The sequence below is a fragment of the Bradyrhizobium jicamae genome, assembly GCF_001440395.1.
GTDB classification, from domain to species: domain Bacteria; phylum Pseudomonadota; class Alphaproteobacteria; order Rhizobiales; family Xanthobacteraceae; genus Bradyrhizobium; species Bradyrhizobium jicamae.
The window spans coordinates 1-6220 of sequence record NZ_LLXZ01000007.1 but is presented as its reverse complement, the minus strand read 5'-3'; the positions used below and the strand labels follow the sequence as shown (position 1 = coordinate 6220).

Genomic DNA, 6220 nt, shown 5'->3' with positions numbered 1-6220 from the left:
CCCTGGCTATTTGTCTTCGATCACTTCTATGCTGATGCGGACAGGGTACGTGGCTCTGCAGTGGATGCAGGCCAGCGTGTGGACGCCATAGCGGCTGCGTTGACTCCGCTGCAATAAGCCCGAGCGAGTGGACCACCTTTGATGTCGAACGAATCCTCCCAGTCATGCCGTGGCCGACCGGATCGCTCGTCAGAGCAACGACGGGGATAGGTCGATTTTTGCTCGGCGGGTAGATGCGGTCCACGCAGAGCCGAAGCGCTACCACGTCACCCGCGAACGCGCGATATGACGCGTTGAATAGCGATAGAGCTTTTGATCAGCCTGGGCGGATCAGGTGCGCGAGCATGGCGGTGCAAGCGATCTCGGCCTCGACAAGCGTCTTAAAGGGGGAGCCGCCGACCCTTATGGCGCATCGGCTTTGGTGGATCGGGCGCCAAGATGCCAAGTAACCATGGCGTCCGCGGAGGCCGGGACCGCTGCGGGTTTCAAAGCTGATCACGAAGGAGAAGCCGTTGCTTGTCGCACTCCACATATGCAGGTCCTCGACGGGACCGCTGACGCGGTTGAATTGCATGACAATCCCACACGAGCCCCCATCAGAAGGAAACAGCACTTCGCTGATTCGGAAAATGCAGTTCTGCTGACCTAACGTTGTTTGCCCCAGAGTGGCCACAGCGCAGGCTCGTCGTCTAATTTCTTTGAACGACTACTGCCAATGCGCCATCGAGATAAGAGCCGTCGTCCGTACGGATTTTGCGCCCAAATGAAAAAGGACCACCGGAGCGACCGATGGTCCCCAAAGCCTGCCGGCTTTGCCTTGTTTCTTGCCAGTTAGCTGCGGACAGACTGGCTGCTGCCGCAGGGTTGATCCTCGCTTTGCACTGGCCGTTTGGACCCTGGCCTTCGGACCCTTGGCCGTCGAGACTTCGGTCCCGTCGGACGCCTGTCACCCTTGGCTTTGGTCGTTATCGGCACTCGTCACTGTCGGCACGGGATGGTGCGAGAAACCACTCGATCAACCGAGCGATCCAACGCTTGACGAAAGCGCTGGTTCCGACAGGGAGAGAGCAAACGGCGCAAATTCGATGACCGCTGACGCGAGCGGGACGCGGCTAAATCGACGCGAATGACCCATTGCCGTCCTGCGCCGCCCGTCGCGCTTGCCATCACCATTGGTACCTGCAGTGGGGCACGACCGCCATTCCCACTGCCGTCTTGTCTGGTCGAAGATTCGGACTTCCCTTCACTGATGTGGCCGCCGAATCGTGGCGCCTTCCTTTCCTGCGATACTAGTCTCGGAGCTACCGGGGCCCTTTTCGGCGGACATGTCGATCGACTGCACCCAGCGGCTTGCAATGATCACGATGGCGCAGACCGCATAAGAGCACACCCCCAACGCATAGGTCCTGGCGATGCCGAACTGGATCGACAACGCCACACCCAGCACCGAGGCGAACATCGACGTAATTCCGTTGGCGCTCCAGAAGAACGGCAGCAGTTCATGATGACGGCGCCAGACACCGAGACCGAGCGGAAACATCATCCCCATGCAGAATGCAGGAGGAGCCAACAGCAGGACAGACGCCAGAATACGCATGTCGGTTGGCAGTGCCCGCCCCCACGTGGCGACCAGCGGCGTCAGCAGCCCTGCCACCACGAGCGTGGTGAGGAGGGCGGCAATCCTGAAGACGGTGACGCGTGATCGGGAAGAGGTGTCCGCACCGACCGTGGCGCTGCCAATCCCGCTAAAGAGAAGAATTGTGAATAGCACGACGCTTAGCCCGTAAACGGGATGTCCGAGAAAGACCATCAGGCGCTGCATCTGCGATATCTCGATCAGCATGAAGCCCATCCCGATTGCGCTGAAATAGGCCACGGGCGGCGTCAGTGTCGCCATCGGCATCCGCGTCGCAAGACGGAGGAAGGGCAGCACGATGTAATATCCGCAAGCGCAGAGCGCTACGATGATGAGCAAGCCGGTGATACCGATCGCGACATTGTTGCTCATGATGTCCCAACTATGGATGCTCACGAAATCGCTGAAGCGTGAAGTATAGAAGAAGAACGGATTGTCGTCCGTCGAAGCAGCGATGTTTTCCGGCAGCGAATCGAAGAAAGCCTGGTCTGCCTTGTCGGAAAGCAATGTCGCGGTAACGGCATCGAAGGTGAAGTCCGGCCCCAACAATATCTTGAAGCCCTGAGCCTGAAGTCTCTCGCGCGCGCCTTGCCATTCTGCGCCGCTGAACGCGTCAGGCCGGGTAATCACTGTCACGATGTTGCCGACGTTGGCTGCGACGACGTGATGCCGCAGTTCACCGGCCGAAACTCCCTTGCGCTGCAGCGCGCTCGCGGCAATCGCAATCAGCCGGTATAGCTCGCCACGGTGCTTCTCGGCACCGTACCAGCGTGATACCGACAACAGCCCGCCAGGCTTGAGCGCCCGGTAAAAATCATCCCACGCCTCAACGGTATAGAGACGATTTTCGGTGAGCGTCAGGCCACCGGCCACGGTCGCCGCCCAGGTGTCGATGAGCGAAATCTGCACCAGGTCGTACCGCTCCGACGAGTGGTTGATATAGCTTCGCGCTTCGGCATTGACCAAGGATACGCCGGGCTGTCGATCGAGATGGCCAGAGAAATCGGCGAATTTTTCGGTGAGCACTTCGAAGATCGCCGGGTTGATCTCAATTGCGCGAATCCGGCTGGCGCCGAAGAGCAGACCGGAAAGGATGTCACGACCGCCGCCGACACCAACGACAGCGACGTCGGCCGCCGGCTGCACGAGGTAGGCTGCGTTGATGACATCATCCTTCAGGTAGGCGAGCTTTCCGATGTCACCATCATACTTGGTGATGACCGTACCTGCATCGGCATCGATGTCGAGATGGAGTTGGTCGACCCGGGCATCAGGAGTGCGGACCAGACCCCAGCCAATCGGGACCTTCTCGGCCAATTCGCGGACCCTTACCCGCGAATACGTATTCCAGCGTTCGAACAGCGTGCCGGTCTGCTCAGCGCCCTTGGCCCAGAATACACCGAGGTGGCTTCGACCGGTCAGGTCCAGGCCGGAGTGCATGGTGGCCGCGACGGCCAGCGCTAGCGCGACAGCCCCGCTCAAACGCACACTACGGACGTCGTCGTTGGTTCGCACGACGATCCAGCCAACGCCGGCCGCAGAGGCTCCGATCCATAACGTGGCGCTTACGGGGTCAATCACCAGCAGTATGAAGATCACTCCGAGACATCCAGTTGCGGCGCCCAGGAGATCGGCCGCATAGAGCCACCCGCCGTGATAGGGCAGGCGCGTGAGCAACAGCGTGATGCAAACCCCACCTTCCGTGAACGGAGCCACGAAGGCGATAGTCGCCAGCGCCAGAGCGAGGGGCACATTGTCTGCGGATACGACGAGCGGCACGCACAGGAAAACGATCATTGCGCCAACGCTGCTGAGTGCGAACCATGACGCGTGGCGCGCGAATTCGATTCCGACCCGCTCGGCGGCATAACGGGCCGGCTTGCCGTAGACCTGCATCGCTCCGCGGGTGAGCCCGAGCATGGCAAGTGAAATGGCCGCGAACGCGAAATGATAATGGAGCATAACGCTGAAGAAGCGCGTTATCAGGATCTGGTAGGAAAGCGTCGCGAACGCCAGCACAAAGATTGCCAGATAATAGCGACCAGGAATCTTGGATACGGATTGCAATACGCGGCCCTTTTGGTGGGGGCTTATTGGGTGCGCTTTCCATTCGCGTTACACGCGATCGCCGGATAACGTCCTGCTAACTCGTTGATACGCTCGCACAGAATAAGTTCATATTCAGGCTACCGATGGTAGCGGGCGGCTAGGAGTGAGTTCCACTGACAGACGCAACACCATCTATACCATAAGCATTATACCGTCAGAGGAGCTCGCGATCTACGGAGCGAGGCCCCACGCTTTTGTTACTCACGAACCATATCGAGCAGCCGCTCGGGAGAAAAAGGCTTTTGCAAGAATGCCGTACCGACCGGCATAGGGTTCACGGACGTACCGGAAATGATGACAATATTCAGATGCGGGTGTCGGCTGCGGGCATAGTGGGCGAGTTCGGTCCCTGACATCTTGCCCGCTAGGTTGTGGTCAGTAATGAGCGCCTGCAATCCGGCTCCAGTTGACGCGATGATCAGTTCAGCAGATTCGGCGGTCGTGCATTCGATCACCTCGAACCCCTCATCTTTTAGCACGTCGGCCAGTACCTCACGCTGAAACGCATCGTCCTCCACCAACAGGGTCACGAAGTTCGACATGCGCACCTCCGATCATGTCAATCCCACCTCCAATCATGTCAATCGGAAGGAGGGACTTTGGTTCATCAGTCTCCCGAGATGTGCCGGTCCAAGCATTTCGTTCCTCTGTTACTTTGTGCACAGACGGCGCGAGCGGATGCTGGTCTGCTCTCCGCATTATCGATCCTAGAAGTATATTTGCGATCAGCCCGACATTCGTGTCGGGTTTTTCGTCGTCCTAGTTTGTGCTTTCGTAATCGACAGGCGTGCCCGTCTCTAGGAACACAGCGATTGCGGAGCCGCTCTACCCGCATGACCGACACTGACCTAATAGAGCAGTCCTTCGCGATTGCCTGGAGTGTCCTTGAGAGAACGGGTGAACTCAGGGAGCCGAACTGGTCTGCCAACTTCTTGCTCGATGAAATCATCGAACGGTCCAGGTGCGGAGAACGGCGCAGGCTCGTTCTTTCCAACTACGCAATCGATGCGTACCGACGCCAGCCCATCAAACTCGTCTCATGATCGACCCTGACTGCAAGGTCTGTTTCGGTATCGGGTGGGTGTGCGAGAACCATCCCACGCGGGCGTGGACAAAGGAGCTGGACTGTCAATGCTGAGCGGGTTATGCCCTGCGAGTGCGCTTCGCGCTGACAGTCTAGAAGAGCCGGACGGGAGATCGCATAGCTGCCGGGATAACTTGGCAGTCGCGCAAACCGGCGATCAGTGTACGGTCTGCTGGTGGTGCGGGAATGGCTTTTCATCTTGGCGGTGGTGGTGACGGGTATGCTCCCGGTCGCTATTGTTGTCATTGCGCTGTTCTGGCTGCAGCAGCCCTAGACGATCTCAATAGCCGGTTCTTGTCCCGGACCAGAGATATCGGAATCGATTCGGCGAACCCGGCGCTCCATCTTCGGGCTAATCACGCCGGTTGGCGTGTTGGCTTTAGCAAGCGAGCGCAACTGCTTCGCTCCACGACTGACGCGAGCGGCGCTTGTACTTCGGATTTGCTTTGCCCGGACCCTTCTTGCCGATCGGCGATCCAGGCCGCTTCCATGCTGATTGCTTGCTGCCACTCGTACCGCCAACGATGGTTAAGGCGCGATTGGGCGGCTATTTCCCTACATGACATTCAGATAATATTCACGCAGGCCGTTCTATCTCGGCTGACCAATGGCAAGTAGGTATGGGACAATGACGCCCTGTGACCCGATGGCCGTCGCGGTACACTGGCTAGACGCTTACCGCGCTCGCCGCATCAATCAGATGGTTGGGATGCACAGCCCGGACGCTCTGATCGACTGCACTTGTGCAGCTAGCAACGCCATCTACGGTCAGGAAGGTCTTGCGGCCTATTGGCGGCACCGGTTCATTGAAAGTCCCTTGCTCGAACTAGTAGATTTGCAGGTAGCCGGTGAGGATGTGCTGGTCACCTACCGAACCAGCAGCGGGATGATCGTCGAGGCACTGCTAAACATTGCAGAGGATGGCCTGATCACTTATTGCTCTTGTGGTCCTGATTGACCAGCGACATTGGCGACTAAGGGCGGCTCAATGCAGGATATGTTAGCACAGTTGGAGAAGCTACGCAGGGACGCGGCAGAGTGCGAGCTAATCCGAGACTTGGCGACCGATCCAAAGAAGCGGGAGCTATTCGACCGGCTGGCGGCGCACTTGTCGTTGCTGGCGTCCGAGGTGGAAAGGGCGATGCTGGCGAGCGGCAAGAAGGGATAATGCAACTTGCAACCGTCGCGAGCGCGATTGAGCGTTTTGCGCAACTGGCGACACCGTCTTGGTCGGCACGAACCGCATGTTGGGCCTCGTGACCGCTGTGCCGGATGGAGGAGCCGTCCACAGCATCAAAAACGGACCTCGGGGCGATGTCGGGAAGCGACAATGAACAGCAGCGCGCCTATCTGGCCGAGTTCGGGATTGTCGCCCCTGTCGGGCGCAGGGG

At 58.8% G+C, this 6220-nt stretch carries 4 protein-coding genes; 2 read left to right on the top strand and 2 right to left on the bottom strand.

Annotation, left to right across the window (positions count from 1 at the left end; all coding sequences use genetic code 11):
• Nucleotides 1-1243: 1243 nt before the first annotated feature.
• Entirely contained in the window at nt 1244-3703 is a 2460-nt protein-coding gene (locus CQ12_RS01710; RefSeq protein ID WP_245309684.1) for a spermidine synthase family protein, read from the bottom strand.
• Between the two features lie 239 nt (nt 3704-3942).
• Nucleotides 3943-4287, bottom strand: coding sequence for a response regulator (locus CQ12_RS01705; RefSeq protein ID WP_057833642.1), 345 nt, complete (start codon nt 4285-4287; stop codon nt 3943-3945).
• Between the two features lie 1188 nt (nt 4288-5475).
• On the opposite strand from CQ12_RS01705, the gene CQ12_RS01695 reads away from it, so the two are divergent.
• Together CQ12_RS01695 and CQ12_RS45850 are read left to right on the top strand one after the other, a co-directional pair.
• Entirely contained in the window at nt 5476-5787 is a 312-nt protein-coding gene (locus tag CQ12_RS01695) for a nuclear transport factor 2 family protein (protein WP_057833640.1), read from the top strand.
• A gap of 30 nt (nt 5788-5817) precedes the next feature.
• Nucleotides 5818-5997 carry a hypothetical protein gene (locus tag CQ12_RS45850; protein WP_057833639.1) on the top strand — a complete coding sequence of 60 codons (180 nt, stop codon included), beginning with the start codon at nt 5818-5820 and terminating at the stop codon, nt 5995-5997.
• The last annotated feature ends 223 nt before the right edge of the window (nt 5998-6220 follow it).